At 70.1% G+C, this 19,942-nt stretch carries 19 protein-coding genes; 12 read left to right on the top strand and 7 right to left on the bottom strand.

All coding sequences use genetic code 11. The features are described 5' to 3' along the window. Nucleotides 1–13: 13 nt before the first annotated feature. Nucleotides 14–922 carry an alpha/beta hydrolase gene (locus tag ACFY3V_RS24770; protein ID WP_362899099.1) on the bottom strand — a complete coding sequence of 303 codons (909 nt, stop codon included), beginning with the start codon at nucleotides 920–922 and terminating at the stop codon, nucleotides 14–16. Between the two features lie 449 nt (nucleotides 923–1,371). Here ACFY3V_RS24770 and ACFY3V_RS24765 point away from each other — a divergent pair, with 449 nt between their 5' ends. The 6 genes from ACFY3V_RS24765 (at nucleotide 1,372) to ACFY3V_RS24740 (ending at nucleotide 5,804) form a co-directional block, all read left to right on the top strand. Further along, nucleotides 1,372–1,716, top strand: a complete 345-nt coding sequence (locus tag ACFY3V_RS24765; RefSeq protein WP_389776558.1) for a hypothetical protein — start codon at nucleotides 1,372–1,374, stop codon at nucleotides 1,714–1,716. A gap of 666 nt (nucleotides 1,717–2,382) precedes the next feature. Then, complete coding sequence (locus tag ACFY3V_RS24760) at nucleotides 2,383–2,700, top strand: hypothetical protein (protein ID WP_389776555.1); 318 nt, start codon at nucleotides 2,383–2,385, stop codon at nucleotides 2,698–2,700. Between the two features lie 742 nt (nucleotides 2,701–3,442). Continuing rightward, nucleotides 3,443–3,799, top strand: a complete 357-nt coding sequence (locus ACFY3V_RS24755) for a hypothetical protein (protein ID WP_389776552.1) — start codon at nucleotides 3,443–3,445, stop codon at nucleotides 3,797–3,799. Between the two features lie 643 nt (nucleotides 3,800–4,442). Continuing rightward, entirely contained in the window at nucleotides 4,443–4,739 is a 297-nt protein-coding gene (locus ACFY3V_RS24750) for a hypothetical protein (RefSeq protein ID WP_389776550.1), read from the top strand. 60 nt (nucleotides 4,740–4,799) lie between these two features. Further along, on the top strand, nucleotides 4,800–5,429 hold the full coding sequence (locus ACFY3V_RS24745) for a TetR/AcrR family transcriptional regulator (RefSeq protein ID WP_350947877.1): 630 nt from the start codon (nucleotides 4,800–4,802) through the stop codon (nucleotides 5,427–5,429). Nucleotides 5,430–5,573: 144 nt separating this feature from the next. Continuing rightward, nucleotides 5,574–5,804 (top strand): DUF3107 domain-containing protein, encoded by a 231-nt coding sequence (locus tag ACFY3V_RS24740; protein WP_362899091.1) that lies wholly within the window; start codon nucleotides 5,574–5,576, stop codon nucleotides 5,802–5,804. 506 nt (nucleotides 5,805–6,310) lie between these two features. On the opposite strand, the gene ACFY3V_RS24735 is transcribed toward ACFY3V_RS24740, so the two are convergent. Beyond that, complete coding sequence (locus ACFY3V_RS24735; RefSeq protein ID WP_350947879.1) at nucleotides 6,311–6,961, bottom strand: ferritin-like fold-containing protein; 651 nt, start codon at nucleotides 6,959–6,961, stop codon at nucleotides 6,311–6,313. Between the two features lie 368 nt (nucleotides 6,962–7,329). Here ACFY3V_RS24735 and ACFY3V_RS24730 point away from each other — a divergent pair, with 368 nt between their 5' ends. Then, complete coding sequence (locus ACFY3V_RS24730; protein ID WP_389776545.1) at nucleotides 7,330–9,183, top strand: DEAD/DEAH box helicase; 1,854 nt, start codon at nucleotides 7,330–7,332, stop codon at nucleotides 9,181–9,183. Between the two features lie 112 nt (nucleotides 9,184–9,295). Further along, a complete protein-coding gene (locus tag ACFY3V_RS24725) occupies nucleotides 9,296–10,168 on the top strand; it encodes an alpha/beta hydrolase (protein WP_350947881.1) in 873 nt (290 codons plus the stop codon). A 205-nt stretch (nucleotides 10,169–10,373) separates the two neighbouring features. Here the strand turns inward: ACFY3V_RS24725 and ACFY3V_RS24720 are convergent, their stop codons facing one another. The 3 genes from ACFY3V_RS24720 to ACFY3V_RS24710 form a co-directional block, all read right to left on the bottom strand. After that, the gene (locus tag ACFY3V_RS24720; protein WP_389776541.1) at nucleotides 10,374–11,279 is read right to left on the bottom strand and encodes a RecB family exonuclease; all 906 of its coding nucleotides are present in this window, start codon (nucleotides 11,277–11,279) and stop codon (nucleotides 10,374–10,376) included. Beyond that, nucleotides 11,280–12,002, bottom strand: coding sequence for an MBL fold metallo-hydrolase (locus tag ACFY3V_RS24715; RefSeq protein ID WP_350947883.1), 723 nt, complete (start codon nucleotides 12,000–12,002; stop codon nucleotides 11,280–11,282). It abuts the gene before it with no gap. 87 nt (nucleotides 12,003–12,089) lie between these two features. Then, nucleotides 12,090–12,731: a DUF6758 family protein gene (locus ACFY3V_RS24710; protein WP_362899085.1), complete on the bottom strand. Its 642-nt coding sequence runs from the start codon at nucleotides 12,729–12,731 to the stop codon at nucleotides 12,090–12,092. A 74-nt stretch (nucleotides 12,732–12,805) separates the two neighbouring features. Between ACFY3V_RS24710 and ACFY3V_RS24705 the strand changes: the two genes are divergently transcribed. After that, nucleotides 12,806–13,204, top strand: a complete 399-nt coding sequence (locus ACFY3V_RS24705; protein ID WP_362899083.1) for an NUDIX domain-containing protein — start codon at nucleotides 12,806–12,808, stop codon at nucleotides 13,202–13,204. Between the two features lie 164 nt (nucleotides 13,205–13,368). Here ACFY3V_RS24705 and ACFY3V_RS24700 read toward each other — a convergent pair whose 3' ends face one another. Beyond that, the gene (locus ACFY3V_RS24700) at nucleotides 13,369–16,542 is read right to left on the bottom strand and encodes a hypothetical protein (RefSeq protein ID WP_389776536.1); all 3,174 of its coding nucleotides are present in this window, start codon (nucleotides 16,540–16,542) and stop codon (nucleotides 13,369–13,371) included. Between the two features lie 382 nt (nucleotides 16,543–16,924). On the opposite strand from ACFY3V_RS24700, the gene ACFY3V_RS24695 reads away from it, so the two are divergent. Together ACFY3V_RS24695 and ACFY3V_RS24690 are read left to right on the top strand one after the other, a co-directional pair. After that, nucleotides 16,925–17,614, top strand: a complete 690-nt coding sequence (locus ACFY3V_RS24695; protein ID WP_362899079.1) for a hypothetical protein — start codon at nucleotides 16,925–16,927, stop codon at nucleotides 17,612–17,614. Continuing rightward, a complete protein-coding gene (locus tag ACFY3V_RS24690; protein WP_350947888.1) occupies nucleotides 17,614–18,180 on the top strand; it encodes a DUF6529 family protein in 567 nt (188 codons plus the stop codon). The genes ACFY3V_RS24695 and ACFY3V_RS24690 overlap by 1 nt, the downstream gene beginning before the upstream one ends. On the opposite strand, the gene ACFY3V_RS24685 is transcribed toward ACFY3V_RS24690, so the two are convergent. Beyond that, nucleotides 18,170–19,111: a CoA ester lyase gene (locus tag ACFY3V_RS24685; RefSeq protein WP_350947889.1), complete on the bottom strand. Its 942-nt coding sequence runs from the start codon at nucleotides 19,109–19,111 to the stop codon at nucleotides 18,170–18,172. The genes ACFY3V_RS24690 and ACFY3V_RS24685 overlap by 11 nt on opposite strands. A 239-nt stretch (nucleotides 19,112–19,350) precedes the next feature. Between ACFY3V_RS24685 and ACFY3V_RS24680 the strand changes: the two genes are divergently transcribed. Further along, nucleotides 19,351–19,926 (top strand): biotin transporter BioY, encoded by a 576-nt coding sequence (locus ACFY3V_RS24680; RefSeq protein ID WP_362899076.1) that lies wholly within the window; start codon nucleotides 19,351–19,353, stop codon nucleotides 19,924–19,926. The last annotated feature ends 16 nt before the right edge of the window (nucleotides 19,927–19,942 follow it).

Genomic DNA, 19,942 nt, shown 5'->3' with positions numbered 1-19,942 from the left:
CCCGGTGCCCCCGTCATTCCCCAACCGGTGTGAGACGCGTCTCGGCGATGAGGAGCCTCGCCTCCCGGGCCACCCGCTCGGGGAACTCCATCTGGGCCACGTGCCCGGCGTCGGGCAGCAGCACCAGCCGCACGCGCGGGAACGTCCGGACCGCGCGAGCGGCCATCCGGGGGTTGACTAGGCGGTCGTGGCGGCCGTGGACGACCAGCGTGGGCGCGCTCACCTGGGCCGCCTGCCGCCACAGGTTCGTCTCCCCGCGCCTGAAGTACTCGGCGACGATGCCCCGGGCCGAGTTGATCATCGCCTCCACCGCGTACGGGAGGCCGTCCCTGCGGCGCAGCTCCTCGGCCGCCTCCCTGAGCCGCTCAGGGTGGATCCGCCCGGTGTCGGCGTAACACAGGGCGAGCGTCGCGCCGAGCCTGCGCTCGGCGGGTAAGAGGGTGAGCCTGCTCGCGGCCCACTCGCCGATGCGGGGCACGGTGGACAGCGCGACCCGAGCCGGGGCGTACCTGGGCAGGAGATCGGGCAGGGCCGGCGAGATCAGGGTGAGCGATCGGACCAGGTCGGGGCGTGTGGCCGCGACCCGCACCGAGACGGCACCGCCCAGGGAGTTCCCGAACAGGTGTACGGGAGCGCTGGAGAGCCGCTCGATCAGGGCCGCGACGGTCCTGGCGTGGGCGTCGACGGAGTAGTCGGCGCCCGGCGGCGCGGGCGAGTATCCGGCGCCGGGCAGGTCGAGGGCGTGGCCTGTCACCGTCTCGGACAGCTCGTCCATCAGATCGGTCCAGTTGGTCGCCGAGCCTGCGAGACCGTGCACGTAGACGGCGGTCTCGGAGGGCCCACGGGGTGTCGACCGCACGTGGACCCGCTGTTCGCCGAGGTCGATCATCTCACCCGGCCAGATGGGGATCGGGTTGTTCACCACTCGCCTCCTGTCGTCCCACTGCCCTTCCACGATAGTTCGGCCCCCGAGATGCCGGGAGACAGCCTCCGGTTACCACGAAAGACGCATAACGCATTTTTCGCTAAATGTCTTTTATTACACGATTTATCATCATTAATTCGCTGGCGTTTCACCCGCGCCCGCGACCCCCGAGGGGCATGTCGGCGGACGAACCTCCTCTCCACATCTCACCACCAAAGAACAAAAGCGACATTAGAGACATTTCATTTCAAAATCACTAATAAGAGTCCAACACATGCCATAAATAGATAAGAGCAGTGCAAAGCCCTTTGATTCCTGTTTCTAGCCAGACATGGGCGGAAATCACGACAAGCAGGGATGGCTCACAGTCAGCCACCTTTGGCAATTCCGATTTATCCGGAAAATGTCAGAAATCGGGGTAATCGATCCTTTCAAGGGGGAAACGCATGCCCAAGTACAAGAGTGTCCTCGCAGGACTCGCGATCAGCACGGCACTGACCGGCGGAGTCGTCGGCCTGGGTGCGGCGACCACCGCCACGAGCGCCGGCGCGATGACCACCACGATCACCGCCGCCGCCTTTCCGACCTGCGGCGGTGGCTGCGGCTGGCGTCGCGGTTGCGGCCGCTGCTGCGGTCGCCGCTGCTGCGGCGGCGGTTGGCGCCACCACCGTCGCCACCACCGGATCAAGGTGATCATCAACAACCACAACAACAACGAGAACTACCTGCGCAATGAAAACCGCAACGGTCTTCTTCGCCCCCTGACCCTCGGCGGCGACGACGACGAGTAGTCACCGGCCCGGGGTCGCGTACCCGCAGGGGGCGTGGCACCGACGGAGGACAGAATCACTCACGGCCCGATCCGCGATTTCCCGCGGTTTCGAGACCGTGACGGAGAGACAGGACCCCGCGTTCGTCGCGGCCGTGCTTCTCACCCAGGGAAACGGGCCGAACGACGACGGCGGAAACCTGAGGAGAGATCTACAGGCGCCTGACTCTCACCACAGTGCGAGTTCTCATCTCACGAAGTGACAGCGAGGCCCCGCGGTTTCCGGACCGCGGGGCCTTCTCGCGTCCTTCACGACCTCCCGCGCCCCGCCTTTCCCGCCGTCGCCCGGCATCTTCCCCGGACCGTGAACCTCTCTCACCACCTCGACACCCGCGCTCAGGGACGGCACCGGCTCGCCCTTCGGAGACATTCCACCCCCTCACCCCGTCCCCCCAAAGAACAAATCGGACATTAAATGCATTTCATTTCAAAACGACCAATAAGCATCCAACATCGACGATAAATAGCTAAGAGGATCGCAAAAGCCTTCGATCTCCGTTTGTCAGCAGACATGCGAGGAAACTATGACAACCAGGGATGGCTCATCACCGGCCATCCCTGACAATTTCCGGCTTATACGGGAAAAGTCAAAAACGGGGATACTTAGTCCTTACAAGGGGGAAACGCAATGCCCAAGTTCAAGAGTGTCATGGCAGGGCTCGCGATCAGCACCGCGCTGGCCGGCGGGATCGTCACCATGGGCGCGGCGACCACTGTCATGAGCGCCAACGCGATGACCACCACGGTCACCGCCGCCGCCTTCCCGACCTGTGGCGGCGGCTGCGAGCGTCGCTGCTGCTGCGGCGGCGGCCACTGCCACCGGCACTGGAGCCGCAAGCGCTTCAGGCTGATCATCAACAACCACAACAACAACGACAACGAGCTGTTCAACGACAACCGCAACGACCGCATCGTGCCGCTGATCGGCACGGGCGCCGTCGGTTAGTCCTCGGAGCGAGGCCGCATCCCCCGACCGGGGCGCGGCACGTTCGGAGAACAAAATCGCTCACGGCGGGATCCACGATTTCCCGTGGTTTCCAGACCGTGACAACGGAGAGACAGGACCCCGCGCTCGCCGCGACCGTGCTCCTCACCCAGGGGAACCGGCCGAACGACGACAGTGGGACCCCGAGGAGAGATCCGCGGGTGCCTGATCCTCACCACAGTGCGAATTCTCATCTCACGAAGTGACAGCGAGGCCCCGCGGTTTCCACACCGCGGGGCCTTCGTCATTCATGTCCGTTCCCGGCACACCGCCTCCCCCTCCGACCGGCCGCTGCCGGCGCCGGAGCGCGGCACCGACGCCCGTTCGGCCCATCGGCGGATCGGCCCCTCCGGGAACGCTCGATCAAGACGCCGGGCCCCAGGGCCGCGCGATGACACTCTCGACGGACGCGAACCGCACCGCCCCATTCTCGGCGACACCGGAGTCTCCTTTCCTCCCCGAAGAACAAATCCGACATTAAATACATTTCGCTTTAAAGCGGCCAATAAGCATCCAACATCGACGATAAATAGCTAAGAGTAGGGTAAAAGCCTTCGATCTTCGTTTGTCAGCAGACATACGAGGAAACTATGACAAGCAGGGATGGCCCATCACCGGCTACCTCTAACCATCTCTGGCAATTACCGACTCACACGGTAAATGCCAAAAATTGGTAAATCGATCCTTTCAAGGGGGAAACGCAATGCCCGAGTTCAAGAGTGTTCTCGCAGGGCTCGCGATCAGCACGGCCCTGGCCGGCGGAGTCGTCGCCATGGGCGCGGCGACCACCGTCACCAGCGCCAACGCGATGACCACCGCGGTCACCGCCGGCACCTTCACGACCTGGTGGGGCGGCGGCGGCTGCTGCCGCAACCGGGACTACCGTCGCACCCACCACCGCTTCCGTCTGACGCTCAACAACGACAGCTGCAACCGGAACCGTCTGCACAACAAGACCCGCTCCGACCGCCTCGTGCCTCTTCATGAGGAAGACCACAAGGAAGACCACACCCCGCCTCGCCCTCCGGGCCCTCCGGAGGGCCCGGTTGCCGCGTCCTGATCCCCGCCTGACACGGGATCGGAACACGAGGCACAACGGCTGGAACCGCTTTTCGCAGCGGCTCGGAAACCGTTACCGAGAAGTAGGAATCCCGTGTTCACCAGGATCGCGTTCGCCCACTCGGGGACATCGGCCCGGACGGTGAGCATGGAAAGCCGGGGATGACCTCCTCGGGATTTCGACTCTCAACACAGTGCGAATTCTCATTTCTCACGAATCACCGGCGAGGGCTCTGCGGTTTTCCAGCCGCGGAGCCCTCGTCCTGTGTTGTCCGGCGGATTGTCCGAAGCCCGCCGCACGACCCTCCGCACCCCTTCTCCCGCCCCTTCCCGTCCCTCTGCATCCCCCTGCTCCCCTGTTTCCCTGAAGGCCACGGCCCTCCCTCGCATCTCAGACGGCACGGCACTCCCTTGGACGGCCGAGCGCGGCCCTTCCCTCCGACACCTCACCTCGGCCCGGATGCCGCGCACACGTTCCGCCGAACCCCGCCGATGCCATGGACGACGCCATGGGCGGCCCGAGGCCGCGTCCTTCTCGGCACTCGGCACCCGAGGTCGTACGCTGGGCGATGTCCGACGTTTACCGGAACCGGGCGAGGAGAGGGAGCTTGCCGAAGCCCGGATGACGACAGGGGATGTCTGAAATGAACGCGTGGGACGACAGATCACACGGGGAAACGGCCGACGACCTTCCCGAGGAGCTCTCCGTCGAGACGCCCGCGGCCGACGCCGCCGAGCAGCACAGGCCGGTCCGGGAGAACGGCTCGGAGACGCCCACCGACCTCCCGCTGGAGGTGGATCCCGCCGACGCCGCCGAGCAGAGCCGCGCGACGCACGAGGAAGAGCCGCGGTGGCCCGACTCCGTCCCCCTGGAGGCCGATCCGGCGGACGCCTACGAGCAGCGACGCACCGTCGAGCTCGACGAGGACGACTATCGCTGACCCGGGTTACCCACGCGTAGGATGGCCCCAGACGCCAGGAGCTTGACACGAGGAGACCACGTGACCGCTACCCCGGACGCCAAGCCCCGGGGCACCCGGCTGCCCCGAACAGCTCGCCGCCGCCAGCTGCTCAGCGCGGCACAGGAGGTGTTCGTGGAGAACGGCTACCACGCGGCCGCGATGGACGAGATCGCCGAGCGGGCGGGGGTGAGCAAGCCGGTTCTCTACCAGCACTTCCCCGGCAAGCAGGAGCTCTATCTGGCCCTGCTCGACCTGCACGTGGACGACATGATCGCCCGTTGTCGCGACGCCCTCGCCTCCACCACGGACAACAAGCAGCGCGTCCAGGCCGCGATCGGCGCCTTCTTCGACTTCGTCTCCACCCAGGGGGAGGCGTTCCGGCTGGTCTTCGAGTCGGACCTGCGCAACGTCGCCCCGGTCCGCCAGCGCATGGAGCGCAACCTCCGGGAGAGCGCCGAGATGATCAGTCAGGTCATCCAGGAGGACACCGGCTGCTCCAGCGACGAGGCGCGCCTGCTGGGCGTCGGGCTCGTCGGCATGGCCGAGGTCAGCGCCCGTTACTGGATCAGCAGCAACGGCTCCATTCCCAAGGACGCGGCCACCCAGCTCATCGCCCGCCTGTCGTGGCGCGGCATCTCCGGCTTCCCGCGCACCGTCGCCGACCACTGAGATCCCGGTGCCGACGGCGCTCCGGGCCGCGGCCCGGTTGTTCGCTCGCCGCGATCAGCTGTTCGCTTCGCGCGATCAACCGGCGCGTCGTGCCTTCGTTGGGGACACCATGGGGCGAGCAACCCTCATCGAAAAGGGAGCACGATGGAAATCAAGATCGGCGTACGTTCTGTGCACCGTGAACTCGTAGTGGAAACCGACCTCACGGCCGAGCAGCTTGAGGGCGAGGTCAGCGCCGCCCTGTCGTCCAGCAGCGGTGTCCTCACCATCACCGACGTCAACGGCCGAAAGATCATCGTCCCGGTCGCCTCACTCGGCTTCATCGAGATCGGCGAGGAGCAGGCGCGTCCCGTCGGCTTCGGCGGCACGCTCTGACGGATTCCGGGCTCGCGCCGGGTCGTCGTCCCTCGCCGGCATGGCGCGGTCCGCGGATCCGGTGCGAGCGCGCCGCCGGAGCCGGCGGGAGGGGCGCCCCGCTCGGGCACACCCGTTGGCAGGGCGGTTGCCCGGAGAGCACCCCGCTCCCGGCTGCTCCCGGCTGCCGTGACCACAGGTGCCGAAGCCTCAGGTGCCCGAGCACTCGTCCCGCTCGCCGAACCCGCAGCAGCGCGGGCGTCTGACGCGGCGCAGATGCTCCCGCCCCCGGCTCACCGCCGGGCAGCCCGCACCTCCCCTGCGCAGCACGGGACGCGAAGTCCAGCGGTTCGGCCCACATCTCGTCAAGGAACTGCCATAGCGGCGCGAGGCCCTCATGTCTCGCACGCTACAGCTGTTCGCCGCCTCACGTGTCGTGATCCGCCGACCGGCTTCCCCTCTCCGCCACCGGCGAACAGGCTCGGAGGCGATCGAAGGCCCCGGGCCCGGCACGTGCGGGAAGCCCGTCAGGGACCCGGGGTGAGCCCCAGGGCGGCCATCCGCCGGCCGTGCTTCTCGCTCAGCCGGGAGAACATCCGGCTGATGTCCTCTCCCACCGCCTCCACCAGCAGGGCCGCGAGCTCCGGTCTGGCCGCGGCCACGTGCTGCCCCTGGCTCAGTGCCTCTCCCACCATCCGCCTCGCCCACAGCGCGAGCCGTCCCGCCTGCTTGGGATCCTCGGAGAGCGCCGCGCGGACCCGCTCGACGGCGAACTGCGACCGTCCCTCGTCCGTGAGGACCTCGTCGACGAGCTCCCGCGTCTCGTCGTCCACACCGACGGCCGCCTCGCGGTAGAAGTCGAGCGCGATCCCGGTGCCGACGTACGCCTTGACCAGGGCCTCCAGCCAGTCTCCCGGGAAGGTCTGGGCGTGCCAGTCGTCCAGCGGCCCGGTGAACGGCGCCATCGCCTCCTCGGGGTCCACGCCCAGGGAGGTGAGCCGGTCGCGGAGCAACTCGAAGTGCGCGTATTCCGCCGCCGCGAGGCCGCCGAGGGCGGCCTGATCGGTCAGCGAGGGGGCGTACCTGGTGGCGTCCTCGGCGAGCCTGAGGAACGCGGTCAGCTCGGCGTAGGCGAGGACGCCGAGCAGGTCGGAGACGCCGGGAGGGGAATCGCTCATGGAGGCAGCCTACGAGTTCGGCGGCCTCACGATTCACCGGGAATACGAAGAAATCGGTTCTCCGTTGTGGTATCGAGTACACTGCTCTGTGAAAGTGCGACCGCACCGTGTTAATCCGGGATATCCACGCCCGGACGCCCCCAAAAGTCGGCGTGACGCCGCAGCGGTCGCTGATGACATGAGAGGGCTGGACCTTCCGCGAGGACCCGGCACGGGGACACGTTTTCTGCCCGTGGTCCCGGCAGGCCTGCCTTCAACGGAGATTTAGGCAGGCCAAGCTGACGACGTTCCGAGACCTCGGAGTCACCCCAGAGATCGCCGATGCCCTTGAGACCGAGGGCATCATCGCGCCGTTCCCGATCCAGGAAATGGCACTCCCCCTGGCCCTCAACGGCCAGGACATCATCGGCCAGGCGCGCACCGGCACCGGCAAGACCTACGCCTTCGGCGTGGCGATGCTGCAGCGGGTCGGCAAGCCGAGGAAGAACCGCAAGAAGCCCCGCGGGCTGGTCGTCGTACCGACCCGCGAGCTCGCCGTCCAGGTCACCGAGGACCTCGTGACGGCGGCCGGCAAGCTCGGCTCGCGGATCCTCACCGTGTACGGCGGGCGCGCCTACGAACCCCAGATCGAGGCGCTCAAGCAGGGCGTCGACGTCATCGTCGGCACCCCGGGCCGCCTGCTCGACCTGGTCAAGCAGAAGCACCTCGACCTCAGCCAGATCGGGACCCTCGTCCTGGACGAGGCCGACCGGATGCTCGACCTGGGCTTCCTGCCCGACATCGAGCGCATCATCAAGCTCATCCCGGCGGAGCGGCAGACGATGCTGTTCTCCGCGACCCTGCCGGGCGAGATCGTCGCCCTGTCCAGGCGTTACCTCACCCGCCCCACCCACGTGCGGGCGGAGAACAACGACGCCGAGGCCGAGGCGACCCCGCAGACGACCCAGTTCGTCTGGCGGACGCACCGGATGGACAAGATCGAGATCGTCGGCCGCCTGCTGCAGTGCGAGGGCCGCGGTCTCACCATGATCTTCTGCGAGACCAAGCGCGCCTGCGACATGGTCGTCGAGCAGCTCAAGGAGCGTGGCTTCGCCGCCGCGGCTGTCCACGGCGACCTCGGCCAGGGCCAGCGTGAGCAGGCCCTGCGGGCCTTCCGCAACGGCAAGATCGACGTGCTGGTCGCGACCGACGTCGCGGCGCGCGGCATCGACGTCGACGACGTCACCCACGTCGTCAACTACGACTGCCCGCAGGACGAGAAGGCGTACGTCCACCGGATCGGCCGCACCGGCCGGGCCGGCAAGACGGGCGTCGCGGTGACCTTCGTCGAGTGGGAGGACCTCACTCGCTGGAAGGTCATCAACAACGCGCTCTCGCTCCCCTTCCCCGAGCCGGTCGAGACCTACTCGACCTCCCCGCACGTCTTCAGCGACCTGGGCATCCCCGAGGGCACCAAGGGCGTGCTGCCGCGCGCCAACCGCTCCCGGGCGGGTCTGGCCGCCGAGGAGGTCGAGGACCTCGGCGAGACGGGGCGCATCCGCTCCCGTCCATCCCGCAAGGGACGCGAGGACGATCGCGAGGAGCGTCGCGAGCGTCCCGCGCGCACGTCCCGCGAACGCCGTCGCACCCGTGGCGGCCGTAGCGGCGGGGAGGTTTCCGCGCCGGTCGCGGACGAAGGACTCCAGTCCCCTGTCGTCGAGATCGCCGAGGTGGAGGCGGATGTGGCAGCCCGCAGGGACATCCGTGACGAGCAGCCCGAGGCCGCGCCCCGCAGGGGCAGGGCCCGCAAGGCGGGGCTGAACCCCGAGGTGAGCCTCACCGGCACGTCCGAGGCTCCGGTTCACCCCGAGCCCGTCGCGGAGGAGCCGGTTCGCCGGCAGCGCCGCGCCCGCCGCGAGCAGGTGGCGGACGTCCCCGCGGCTCCGCAGACCCCTTCGGCCCCGCCTCGGGCCGACGAGCGGGTCGCGGCGTTCGCGGAGCCCAGAGAGGACGACATCGTGGCGGAGCGCTGGGACGACGAGCCCGTGGCCGAGGCTCCCGCGCCCCGGCCTCAGCCCGAGAAGATCATTCCTCCGAGCCCGTTCTCGGTGATCTTCAAGTCCCCGGACCTGGCGTCGGACGATGACGAGATCGCCCCCTCGGCGGCCTCGGAACGCGTGCAGAGCCGCCGCCGGCCGCCGGTACGCAACGGTCAGCAGCGAGGATCGCGTCGCCCCAACTAGCAAGTACCACCATGAAAAGGGGCGCGACCATATCGGTAGCGCCCCTTTTCACGCTCCCGGCCCCTCGCGGACGCACGGAGCGCAGTCACCAAGAGAGGTATCGTGGGGCCACGTGAGTACGCCGCGTTTTCTGACCCTGCCTCCTGGCGTCCGCTCTCGCCAGATCGAGACGGCGGTGGGCTCCTTCGCCGTACTGGAGGCCCTGCCCGTCAGCGGCATCCCGGAGCGATGGCCCGCCCTGCTGGTGCCCGGCCTGACCGGCAGCAAGGAAGACTTCATCGCGGTCCTGCAGACTCTCGCGCAGTCGGGTCGCCAGGTCGTCGCGATCGACATGCGCGGCCAGTTCGAGACGAACGGCCCTGACGACAGGAGCGCCTACACCCGCGCCGCGCTCGGCAACGACGTCGACGTCCTGGCCCAGGTGATCGGCCACGGGGGTCCGATCCACCTGGTGGGCCACTCGTTCGGCGGCCTGGTCACCCGGGAGGCGGTCATCGACGGCCGCACCCGGTTCGTGTCCTACACGCTCATGAGCTCCGGGCCGGCCGCGATCGTCGGGCCCCGCGAGCGCGCGGGCCGCTTCATGATCTCGGAGCTGCCCGAAGTCGGTCTCGAACACCTGTGGCACACCCGGCTGGAGCCCGATGCCCTCGCCTCCGGGGTGTCCGACGAGATCATCGCCTTCCTGCGCAAGCGGCTGTTCGCCAACTCGACCGTCGGCATGCTCACGATGACCAACGAGGTGCTCACCGCGCCCGACCGGTGCGACGAGCTCACCCAGGTCGAGGTCGACACCCTGGTCCTGTACGGCGAGCACGACGACGGCTGGCCGCCGCGCATGCAGGCGGAGATGGCCCGCCGCCTGGACGCCGAGTGCGTGGTCGTCCCCGGCGCGGCCCACTCTCCCGCGGTGGAGGCACCGGAGACCACGGCCGCCGCCCTCATCCGCTTCTGGAACGCCGCCGAGAGCCGTCTCAGGAGCTGACCCCGCCAGGTGCCCGGCGGGTGGCGTCGGGTCGTCGCGTGACCGCCTTCGAACGGCGTCCCGGGTGAGCGGGTGCCGCCCCGGCGAAGGCGCGCGACGTCGAGCCCTGTTGTTCGGGCGCGGGGCCGGTGAGACGGCCCTCGCCTTCAGCGCGGGGGATCCCTCGGTTTCAGAGCGGGGGGATGCCGTCGCCAAGTCCTCGCCATCAGTCGGAGAGGGCCGCCCAGGGCTCGCGCTCGGTGCCTGCGGCCTGCCCCTCGGGACAGTGGCGGCGGAAGTCGCACCAGGAGCACAGGGGTCCCGTACGGGGTGGGAAGGCCGCGTCGATCTCGGGGGGCACGACGGGCGGGGCCTGGTCGCCGCCGCGCGCCTTCGCCGGGGCGGCTCCCTTGGGCCGGGCCGTGGCCGACCACTCCTTGTAGCGCTCGTCGGCGCCGGACGCCTCGACGGCGATCTCCTCGGCGTGGCCCAGGTGGCGGGCGAGCGACTCGTCGGTGTGCTCCCACTCCACGATCGAGGCGGTCGGCAGGTGGTGGAGCTCGACCCGGTGGCAGGGGCGGCGCATCATCCGGGATGAGGCGATGGCGTAGACCGCCAGCGCGAGCGAGGAGCGGGCGTCGTCGGTGGTGAGCGGGCGTCTGCCGGTCTTGTAGTCGACCACGACCAGCTCCTCGCCGCGCCGGTCGAGCCGGTCCACCCGGCCGGAGAGCGCGACGACGGAGGTGCGTGTGGCGACCGTACGTTCGACGCCGACCGGCTCGGCGGAGGGGTCGAGGCTCGCCACGTATCCGCTGACCATCTCCCTGGCCCGATCCCGCCAGGTCCGCGACTGCTCCGCGTCGCGGAACCCCTCGTTGATCCATCCCCTGGTGAGCAGGCTTCCCGCGACCTCGGGCGTACGCCGCTCGGGCGGCTCACGCCACCAGGCGGCGAGGGCGTTGTGGACGCTGGCGCCCACGCTGTTGTGCGCCCACGCCGGGCCCTTCCGCGGCGCGGGCCGGTCCAGGTAGGTGAACCGGTAGCGGCGGGGGCAGTCGAGCCAGTTGTTCAGCCGCGACGGCGTACAGGCGTAGAGCCGCCGCGGCATGCCCTCCAGGGGAAGCTGATCCATTTAGAGCTGTTCGTCCCGGAGGTTCAGCCGGATTCCCGCCGCGCGCGTGCCGTCGGTGAGCGGCCCCTCCTCTTCCGGCGCCTCGGGGCCGCGGGTCAGCGATCCGGAGAGCCAGGCGTCGAACTGGGGCTCCAGGTCGCCGATGGTCGTCTCCTCCCCGTGCGCGGGCAGCACCCGGGTGCTGTGCGGCAGGGTGAACAGCCGCCCGCCGATCGCCGTCAGCTGGTCGGCCAGGGCGGGATACTCACCGCCGATCCTGCCGGGGCCGTCGGCCTGGAGGGTCTTGCCGGTGAAGACCGCGTCCAGGGCCTCGCAGTACAGCGAGACACCACCCTGGGAGATGCCGGGGGTGGACATGACCTCCAACTGGACGCCGCCGACCTCGAACAGGCCCTCGTCCTCCATGTCGATGTCGGGCCAGGTGTCGGGCCAGGTCAGCCGCCACAGCGGCCGGTCCTTCGGGTGAAGGGCGACCACCGCCTCGTCCCTGGCCGCGACCTCGATGGCCGCGCCCACGTGGTCGGGCAGGCCGTGGGTGCAGATGATCGCCAGCACCTCCCGCTCGCCGACCTTCTCCAGGATCTTCTCCGCGTCGCGCGCGGCGTCGATGACGATGACATCCTCGTCGTCACCCAGGATCCACGTGTTGTTCTCGACCTTGTGCTCGACGCCGTCGACATCGACGACGCCCTCGGTCACCACTCGCTCGATACGCGCTGTCACGCTTCCGAACTTTACTGCCTACACCCGCCCTCCGGTTCGGACGGAACGGTCAAGGCTCCGAACAAAGGGGACGCGAGCGGGCGAGTGTCAGGGCGCCGGGACGTCCAGACGCGGGGAGAACGCCCCGAAGGGCAGGTCAAGGGCCTGGTCCTGGTCGCGCAGATCGCGCAGGGAGAGCTCGGCGAGGGTGATGAGGTAACCGGCCTCCGGGGGCCACACGACCGCCCAGAGCCAGTTTCCCAAAGCCTCACCGGCGTAGACGGCCCGGTCGGGGGCGGCGGTGACGCACCACAGGGAGCACGGATGGCCCCTGACGTCGATCTTGGCGTGCGGCGGGCCCTGGTCGAACCCGGTGCCGGGGTCGGTGCCCTCCAGCCCCGCGAACGCCGCGCCGAGCCCCACCCCGGGCTCCTCCGCGATGATCAGCAGGTCGGCGGGACCATAGGTCAGCGAGGGACCGGAGACCGCGACCACGGTGGCCCGCGTACCGCTGCGCTCGTCGCCCGCCTCGGCGAATCCCGTGACCAGCCACCCCGTGGGCAGCGGCCAGGGAACCCAGGCGGGGACGCGGGAGTCTCGGGTGACGGCCTCCACCGCGGCGGACGACGGAGGTCTGGGTGGCTGGAACGGCAGGACATCGCCGTGCGGACCGCATCTCCAGGAGCTTGACCAAGCACTCGGCGGACGAAGCGGGCCGAAACACCGTGGACAGACAGGGGCGGCTTTCACGCCTACCCACGCTGCTTCTTGTACGGGTCATCCGTCAAGAGGTTGGGGCGTTATCACAACGTAATCTTGTTCACGTGCGCGTAAATTGTGTTGGAGCGATCGTCCTCGACGGGTCGGGGCGGATGCTTCTGGTGCGTCGTGGCCACCCGCCGGGCGAAGGCCTGTGGTCCGTCCCCGGAGGGCGGGTCGAGTCCGGGGAGTCCGACTCCGAGGCGGTCGTGCGGGAGGTCCTTGAGGAGACCGGGCTCACGGTCGTTCCCGGACGTCTGGCCGGGACCGTCGACCGCCCCGGTCCCGGTGACACCGTCTACGAGATCCGCGACTACCTCGCCGAGGTCTCCGGCGGCACGCTCGCCGCGGGGGACGACGCCGCGGACGCCCGCTGGTTCACCCGCGAGGAGCTCTCGCGCCTCCCCCTCACCCCCGGCCTGCTGGACGCGCTGACCGAGTGGGCGGTCATCGCGCCAGGGTGAAGCGCCACGGGATCGCCGCGAGCGCCACGCGGCCCGGGAGCGCCGGGCGACACGGGAGCGGCGCGGGTGAGTGTGTGGCGACGCGGTTTCCCGTCATCGTGACGAGGTGGGCGCGGAGCGCCACAGGGTGAGGCGTTCCGCACCGTACGTGGTGGAGACTCCTGTCATCGTGACGAGGTGAGCGTGGAACGCCACAGGGTGAGGTGGTCCGCACTGTAGGTGGTGGAGCGGCCCAGGGCGACGACCTGGGCGCCGGAGACCGCCACCGCGCCGAGCCACTGGGTGCCCTCGCCGTCCAGGCTGCCCTGGCTGGGGGTGTGGCGCTGCCAGTTGAGGCCGTCCTCCGAGGTCCAGGCCGCGCTGTCGCCGGCCCCCGCCACCCCGTGCCAGCCGACGGCCACCACACCCTCGGGTGTCGCGGCGAGATCCTGGACGGCGGACGCCCGGTCCGTGGGGAACCAGGAGAACTCCCAGCTCGCCCCGTTGTCGTCGGAGACCGCGCCGAACGCCTTCCTGCCCTCCTCGGTCTGTGCCGTGCCCGCCGCGACGACGTACCCGCCGTACAGGACCACGTGCCGCAGGCCCGCGGACGTCGCCCCCGGCGGCAGGACCGGCTTGCGCGCGGTCCAGTTGACCCCGTCGGCCGACACCCACACCACGCCGGTCTCGCGCTCGGCCGTACCGGTGCCGCCGACGGCGACGTACCCGGACGAGGTCGCCGAGACGTCGTACAGCCGCACCCCCGTACCGCCCGCGGGAAGCTTGGACGCCCTGGAGAAGCGCTTGAGGTCGGCGGAGAACCACAGGACGGGCACGGTGGCGGCGGGGCCGCGGTCCTCGCCCGCCATGACGTAGCCGGACGGCCCCGCCGCCACCGCGTGCGGGGCGAGGAAGTCGTGGTCGCCCGCCGGCGCGAGGGGTCCGAGCACCGGCACCCTGCGCCAGCTCTCGCCGTCCGCGGAGGTGAACAGCAGGGGCTCGGTGGAGGAGGCGTCGGTCATCGTGCTGCCCGCCGCCAGCCAGCCCCGCCTGCCGTGCGCGACGTCGGCGAGCGCCTGTCGCCTCGGGCCGCCGAAGAGCCGCGCGGGGCCGCCCGGCTTCCAGGCTTCTCCGGCGGCGCTGCTCCAGATCCCGGCGTCGCCGGAGACGGTGCCCACCGCGACGAACCTGCCGTCCCCCGACGCCACCCTGGCCGTCTCGCGGGCGGCTCTGGCGAGGCCCTGGATGCCGCTCAGCGGGACCGGCCTCGCCTCGCCCCCCTTGGGCGCGGTGATGAGGACCACCCGGTTGTCCACGTCGGCGGCGCGTTCGTCGCCGCCGACGACGAGCGTGCCGGTGTCGGACAGCGCGAGCGCGCGCAGCGAGCCGGGCACCTCGCCGAGATCGGTGGTCTTGCTCCAGTCGCGGCCGTCCTCGCTGGTGTGGACGGTGTAGCGCTCGAAGCCGGACTCGACGACCGCGGCCACCCCCGCCGAGGAGGAGGCGAGGCGCTTGACACCCGTGCCCTCCTGCCCCAGGCCGGTGATGGCGCCGCAGGCCTTCCAGTCGGCACCCTCCTTGGAGCAGTAGACGCGGACCTCGCCCTTGTCGCTGCGCTGCTGGGTCGGTACGAGGACGAACCCGTCGCCGGCCACGGCCAGCGCGCCCGGCTCGGGGATGACGTCGTTGAGCGCGGCGCCGGTGCGCTGCCAGTTCCTGCCGCCGTCGGACGAGCGCAGGATGACCGAGGTGGACTGCCCCTGGGCCGGGTCCGCCAGCGCGACGACGGCGTCGCCCCTGGCGACCACCGCCTTCATGCCGCGCACCTTGTCCGGCATGCCGATCTCCCGGGTCTCCACCCGGTCCCAGGCGCGCCCGTCCGAGGAGACCCAGGCGACGGCCCCGGTGGTGCCGTCTTCCAGTACGGCGGCACCGACCGCGACGAAACCGGAGTCGGTCCTCGCCAGATCCATGATCTTGTCCCCGCGGGCGAAGGCGTCCAGCCCGCCGGGGTCGGCCGCGGTCCAGGCGTAGCCGTCGGAGCTGGTCCACAGGCCGTGCCCGCCGCCGAGAGGGTCGTTCCCGGCCGCCAGCCAGAGGCCGTCGCCGCCCGCCACCCGGCCCACCGTGGTCGGCCCCGTCTCGTACCCCTCCGGGCCGGTCACCTTGCCCAGCTGCCAGGTCGTGCCACCGTCGGGGGAGACGAGGAACAGCGGCCTGGGGACCGGGCTGGTGGTGTCGCTGCCGACCGCGACCATGACGGAACCCACCGAGGCCACCGCGTTCAGCACCTGGTTGGATCCGTTGCCGCCGACACCGGCCTGCGGCACGAAGTTGTCGTCGCCCGACGTCACCTCGTCACCGACCAGCCGGAGTCCGGTGGCGAACGGGCTGCTCACCCAGCCCCACAGGACCAGGCCGCCGCCGACCGCGACGGTGAGGACCAGAACCATCAGGAACGGGATCACCAGACCACGGCCGCGCCTGCGCCTGGTCGGGCTGGAACGGCGCACGGCGGAGGGCGCGGTGGCCGGGCGGTGGTGCCGCCCGCCGTTCGTCCCCCGCCTGCCCGGCGGGCCCTGCGCGACGAGCATGTCGGGCCTGGCGGGCCTGCCGCCCGGTGGGCGCCCCACTCTTCGTACGGGCTCGAAGTCGTCCTCGGCCGTCGCGGAGGGCCACTCGGGCTCGGGTTCGGGTTCGGACGCCGGCCCGGACGGCGCTCCGCGCTCGGGTCCGGGCTTCGGCGCCGGTTCCGGTGTCGCCGCGATGCTCGGCTCGACCCTGATCCGCTCCTCGGCGGAGGGCTGCGAGGACTCCTTTCTCCCGCTCCCTCCCGGTTCGCGGGGCGGCCCCGAGGCGACGAGGAGGTCGGGGCGATCCGCCCTTCTCCTCCTCCCGCGCTCTGGAGCCGGTCCTGAGGCGACGAGAAGGTCGGGACGGTCCGCCAGCCGCGGCCGCCCCTGATCGGGCGTGGCATGGCGTCCCTGCCCCGCTGACCGCTCCTCCTCGCCCGAGGGGTCGGCGGAGGTCTCCGGCGCGGGCGAGGGGCCCGAGGACTGGGAGGAGGGGCCGTAGGGGCGGGCGTACGGTCGGCGGCGCTCGCTCCCGAGCCCTTCGGGGCGGGCCTGCTGCGGCTCGCCGTCGTCCGGGGTCGGCGCGGCGAACGGCGGGAGCATCCACGGGGAGGCCATCGGACGCCCTCGCGTGCCGTCGTCCGAGGGGCCTGGCGGGGAGTGCTGGATCGTCGGCGGTGACGTCTGGGGCTCCTGGGACCTGCCTTCGTGTATAGCGTCGTCGTGCACGCCGTCGTCGTCCGCCGGCCACTCTTGCGAGCGCGGGTCGTGGGGGCCCGAGGCCACGCTCAGCACCTCCTTGCAGGAAGCCCATTCAGACCGGGACAACTCGCCCCGGACCGTTCCAGTCGTCTCCGTAACAGCAGGCCGCAACCCCTATGGATGCGGCAAATCGCAGCGTTCCTACTAGTACCCCGTTCTCCGGAAACGATCACCTCCCGCGACCGGATACCCGGTCCCCTGCCGTACACAGTCAAGAGCAACACGTCCGGGCCGCGATGACGAGACCTCTCTAGTCAGATTTTTCAATCCAGTACCTGAATTATCCGGCTTTCTCGTAGTTCGGTGAGGATCCAAGGTCGTCCTTCCGAGTGCGGATTAGTTCACAGACGCCCGGAACCACGGCCGGTACATCTGATGTCACCATCCACCACCCCAGGGAGCGGATATGACACGGCTGGGGCCCGTATACACACTGGCGGCAGGAGCGGTGATGGCCGTCGCCCTCGGCGTGGCCAGCGCCACCACCTCACCCGCCACCCGGGCCGTCAACGCCCAGGACGACGCACGGCCCGTCGACGTCCAGGACGACGCACCCGCCACGCCCGCCCGGGCCGCCACGGAGGCGTCGCCCACGCCGGAGGTCGTCAAGACGGCCAGGCCCACCCCCGCCAAGGCCGACTACGCCGGGCGGGTCACCGGCAACGGCGGCCTGATCGCCGTCTCCGTCAGGAACGGCAAGGCGGTCGGCTACTTCTGCGACGGCAGGATCGAGGCCTGGATGAAGGGCAGGGCCGCCGACGGCAAGGTCACCCTGTCCGGCCGCGGCGACGCCTCGCTCACCGCCCGTCTCAGCGGCGGCGTCGCCGCGGGAACCCTCGGTTTCGGCGGCAGGAAGTGGAGCTTCAAGGCTCCGACCGTGAAGAAGCCCTCCGGCCTCTACCGGGCGACCGCGCTCGTCCGCGGCGCCGACGTCCGCGCCGGATGGATCTATCTCGACGACGGCACCAGGGTCGGCCTCACCCTCGTGGGCGACGAGGTCGCCGACGTGCCGATCCCCGAGCCCGGCGAGAACGCCGTCGTGGACGGCGTGGAGGTCGATCCCCGGGACGTCGACGAGTTCATCGAGGAGTTCTGATGAGTGACACGCAGATCACACCGGTCCCGCAGCGGCGGGCCAACAACGTCGCCCCGCTCCTCGTCCCGCTCGTCGTCGGCGGGCTGGTGGCGGTCGGGCTCGGCGTCTACGGGCGGGTCCACACGCCCACCGGGTACGCGATTGGGCCGGCCGGATTCTCCGGGGCGCTGGCGATGAAGTCCTGGCTCACCACCGGCGCGTTCCTGCTGGCGTTCGTCCAGCTCTTCTCCGCCCTGGTCATGTGGGGCCGGATCAAGCTGGACGTGCCGTGGATCGGTGCCCTGCACCGCTGGTCGGGGCGGGCGGCGTTCCTGCTCACGATCCCGGTGGCACTGCACTGCCTGTACGCGCTGGGCGCCCAGTTCGACGTGCCGCGCGTGATGATCCACTCACTGCTCGGCTGCTTCTTCTACGGCGTCTTCACCGCGAAGATGCTGTCGCTGCCCAGGCGGGGTCTGCCCGGCTGGACCCTCCCTGTCCTCGGCGGGCTCACCTTCGTCGCCCTCACCGGCCTCTGGCTCACCTCGTCGTTCTGGTTCTTCACCACGATCGGGGTCAGGTTGTAGGAGGGGTGAAGGCCGTGGTGCGCCGCAGACCGGCGGCCCTGCCCTTCGCCGCGACCACCAGCGCCATCTTCCTGGACGCCTCGTCGATCATCTCGTCGCCGAGCATGACCGCGCCGCGCCTCTCGACCGTCGTGTAGTACTCGTACGCGTCGAGGATCAGCTCGGCGTGGTCGTAGTCCTCCTGCGGCGGCGAGAACACCTCGTTCGCGGCCTCGATCTGGGAGGGGTGGAGCACCCACTTCCCGTCGAACCCGAGCGCCGCGGCCCGCCCCGCCACCCGGCGGAACCCGTCGAGATCCCTGATCGCGAGGTACGGGCCGTCGATGGCCTGCAGGTCGTGCGTCCTCGCGGCCATCAGGATGCGCATCAGGATGTAGTGGTAGGCGTCGCCCTCGGTGTAGCCGGGCGGCTGCTCACCGACCACCAGGGTCCGCATGTTGATCGAGGCCATGAAGTCGGCCGGGCCGAACACGAGCGTCTCCAGGCGCGGGGACGCTCCGCCGATGGCGTCCACGTTGACCAGGCCCCTCGCGTTCTCGATCTGGGCCTCGATGCCGATCCCGCCGACCGGCAGGCCGTTCGCCCTCTCGATCTGGGTGAGCAGCGTGTCGAGCCACATCACCTGGGCCGCGTCCTCCACCTTGGGCAGCATCAGGCAGTCGAGGAACTCCCCCGCGCCCTCCACGACCTCGATGACGTCCCGGTAGGTCCACTGGGTGCCGAGGTCGTTGACCCTGACGACCCTCGTCCTCCCCGACCAGTCACCCTCGCGCAGGGCGGCCACGACGTTCTTGCGCGCGCCCTCCTTGGCGAGCGGCGCGACGGAGTCCTCCAGGTCGAGGAAGACCTCGTCGGCGGGGAGCCCCTGGGCCTTCTCCAGGAATCTGGGGTTGCTGCCGGGCACCGCGAGACACGAACGTCGAGAACGCATGGGGAACACGCTAACGCCCTCGGGGAGGCGGACGGCAGACCGGGCGGCGCCACGGCCTTCGCGCCGGGACGAGCCGGGCGACGCCGTGACCTCGGCCGGAACACGCCGGGTGAGGGCGAGGACACCCCTGTGGCCTCCACACAAAGACCCCGCCCTGTTCTTGGTGATGATCTCGTAGGACCCTTGCCTGAGATGTCAGAAGAATGGACATCAGGAATCTGCCAAGGGAGACACGCACGATGGCAAACGCTTCTTCGGTGGCAAGGCCCGCCGTACTGTCCGACCTCATCCCCGCGTCGCGCGTCCGCGACGTCGCGCTCGTGGTCGGCGGCGCCGCCCTGACGGGCCTGGCCGCGCAGCTGAGCTTCCCGCTGCCCGGCTCACCGGTTCCGGTCAGCGGCCAGCCCTTCGCGGTCCTGCTGGTCGGCGCCGCCCTCGGCATGAACCGCGCGACGCTGAGCATGGCGCTCTACATGCTGGTCGGTGTCGCGGGCGTGCCGTGGTTCGCCGCCGGCGCCTCCGGCTTCGGCGGGGCGTCCTTCGGATACATCATCGGCTTCATCCCCGCGGCGGCCATCGTCGGCAAGCTCGCCGAACGCGGAGGCGACCGCACCGTGCCGCGCACGATCGGCACGATGATCCTCGGCAACCTGGTCATCTACGCCTTCGGCCTGCCGGTCCTCATCTCCGTCGCCCAGCTGGATCTCGCCACCGGCCTCGCCCTGGGCGTGGTGCCCTTCCTGCTCGGCGACGCCGTCAAGATCGTCATCGCGGCGGGACTGCTCCCGGCCGCCTGGAAGCTCTCCCGGCGCTGACCCGGCGACGTGTGCG

It is taken from the genome of Streptosporangium sp. NPDC000095 (assembly GCF_042899335.1).
GTDB lineage: Bacteria > Actinomycetota > Actinomycetes > Streptosporangiales > Streptosporangiaceae > Streptosporangium.
Note: the sequence above shows the minus strand (reverse complement) of the source record. Positions and strands in the feature narration are given on the sequence as shown.

Coding starts and splice junctions, on each gene's coding strand:
- ACFY3V_RS24765 (WP_389776558.1), top strand. CDS start 1,372: ATGCCCAAGTACAAGAGTGTCCTCGCAGGACTCGCGATCAGCACGGCA.
- ACFY3V_RS24760 (WP_389776555.1), top strand. CDS start 2,383: ATGCCCAAGTTCAAGAGTGTCATGGCAGGGCTCGCGATCAGCACCGCG.
- ACFY3V_RS24755 (WP_389776552.1), top strand. CDS start 3,443: ATGCCCGAGTTCAAGAGTGTTCTCGCAGGGCTCGCGATCAGCACGGCC.
- ACFY3V_RS24750 (WP_389776550.1), top strand. CDS start 4,443: ATGAACGCGTGGGACGACAGATCACACGGGGAAACGGCCGACGACCTT.
- ACFY3V_RS24740 (WP_362899091.1), top strand. CDS start 5,574: ATGGAAATCAAGATCGGCGTACGTTCTGTGCACCGTGAACTCGTAGTG.
- ACFY3V_RS24735 (WP_350947879.1), bottom strand. CDS start 6,961: ATGAGCGATTCCCCTCCCGGCGTCTCCGACCTGCTCGGCGTCCTCGCC.
- ACFY3V_RS24730 (WP_389776545.1), top strand. CDS start 7,330: ATGGCACTCCCCCTGGCCCTCAACGGCCAGGACATCATCGGCCAGGCG.
- ACFY3V_RS24720 (WP_389776541.1), bottom strand. CDS start 11,279: ATGGATCAGCTTCCCCTGGAGGGCATGCCGCGGCGGCTCTACGCCTGT.
- ACFY3V_RS24695 (WP_362899079.1), top strand. CDS start 16,925: ATGACACGGCTGGGGCCCGTATACACACTGGCGGCAGGAGCGGTGATG.
- ACFY3V_RS24690 (WP_350947888.1), top strand. CDS start 17,614: ATGAGTGACACGCAGATCACACCGGTCCCGCAGCGGCGGGCCAACAAC.
- ACFY3V_RS24685 (WP_350947889.1), bottom strand. CDS start 19,111: ATGCGTTCTCGACGTTCGTGTCTCGCGGTGCCCGGCAGCAACCCCAGA.
- ACFY3V_RS24680 (WP_362899076.1), top strand. CDS start 19,351: ATGGCAAACGCTTCTTCGGTGGCAAGGCCCGCCGTACTGTCCGACCTC.